Source organism: Thalassospira sp. NFXS8 (assembly GCF_040148805.1).
Classification (GTDB): domain Bacteria; phylum Pseudomonadota; class Alphaproteobacteria; order Rhodospirillales; family Thalassospiraceae; genus Thalassospira.
In genome coordinates this window covers 1-1,248 of record NZ_JAGEMF010000013.1, presented here as the reverse complement: position 1 = coordinate 1,248, position 1,248 = coordinate 1, and the positions used below count along the sequence as shown (strand labels likewise).

The following is a 1,248-nucleotide window of genomic DNA, read 5'->3' as shown; positions in this document are numbered from 1 at the left end:
GATGGCATTTGAAGTCTGGTCTGAATTCTCGCTCGGCAATCTGATGGCCGGGGTTTATGGCGTCCTGATCGCCATTCCCTGGCTGCTTCTGATGGTGATTTATTTCAGCCAGATCGCAGTCAGCATTTTCCGCGTCATGATGCTGGCAGCGCTGTCGCCCTATCTGATGATGGGCATCGGCTTTGGCTGGAGCCGGGGCATGGCCGTCCAGGCCCTTAAATCCCTGCTGGCCGCCTATATGGTGCTGTTTGGAGCCACCCTTGCCATTGGGCTGGTGCTTTATGCGGTCGCCGCCCTGCAACTTGACGGTTATGTCGATGCCTCGGGTGATCTTCAGGACATGAAGGTCATTGTCCCGGTCGTGCTCGGCTGGATGGGCTTTGCCTTTGTCACCGAGGCCACCGGCATGGCCAATTCCATCACCCAGTCGCAATTCACCAATTCCGCCGTTGCCGCCATGACGGGTGGGGCGCTGGCCACCGGTATGTCTGTCGTTAACAGCGTCAAATCCGGTCGCCTGCTCAATGCCGCAAAAGGCGCAAGCGGGGCTGCAGGCAATGCCTTTGGTGCAGGCCAGTCATTTTTTGCCGATCCCAAAGGAGCTGGCAGTGCCTTTGCCGAGCGCTTCAACGCCCATCGCCAGCGTGTGGCTGACCGTCTCAAAAATCCAACATCAAGCAAAGGGTCCAGTAAATGACCATGCAAATCCTCCTGCGTCACTGCGGCCAGCGTGCCCGTCAGATCGTGCTGTTTTTGGGTGGCCTGATCAAAAGCTACTGCCTGTTGGGCCTTCTCAGCCTGCATGTGGTGCTGATCTGGCTGGCCCTGTTTGAACCAGACGCCCTGATCAAAACCATCAAGGCGCTTCAGGTCATCACGCCCCAACAGCTTTCCCAAATCATGCAGACCGCGCTGGTGATCTGGTCGCAGCTTTTTGCCCTTGGGTTCTTCTTTTTGCTGCTGCTCGGCGTGCTGCCGTTCTGGCAGTCCCGCCCTGCAAACCGCCACCAAAAACCCCTTTCCAGTTCTGCCAACACATCCACAGGAGCCCCGCAATGAAACACCTTCGCCCGATCCGTCTTGTCTCTGTCGTCATACTGTTCACCTTGCTGGCCGGCTGCGCCTTTGACGAGATCGAACTACCCAAGGATGGCAGCGGTGTCGACAAACTCAAGGAAAGCCCGTGTGTCTGTGACCCGGTCGAGTTCAATAGCGAGGGCTTTACATGGCGTGGCTAAAGCCCCGGCG

Annotated in this window: 3 protein-coding genes; all 3 read left to right on the top strand. The window is 57.6% G+C overall.

Annotated elements, in window-relative coordinates; genetic code table 11:
• The coding region (locus tag J4E05_RS24040; protein WP_349601043.1) for a hypothetical protein at nucleotides 1-697 on the top strand (697 nt) is incomplete at its 5' end.
• On the top strand, nucleotides 694-1,059 hold the full coding sequence (locus tag J4E05_RS24035) for a hypothetical protein (protein WP_349601042.1): 366 nt from the start codon (nucleotides 694-696) through the stop codon (nucleotides 1,057-1,059). The genes J4E05_RS24040 and J4E05_RS24035, both read left to right, overlap by 4 nt.
• Nucleotides 1,056-1,238, top strand: coding sequence for a hypothetical protein (locus tag J4E05_RS24030; RefSeq protein ID WP_349601040.1), 183 nt, complete (start codon nucleotides 1,056-1,058; stop codon nucleotides 1,236-1,238). Before J4E05_RS24035 ends, J4E05_RS24030 begins: the two co-directional genes overlap by 4 nt.
• The last annotated feature ends 10 nt before the right edge of the window (nucleotides 1,239-1,248 follow it).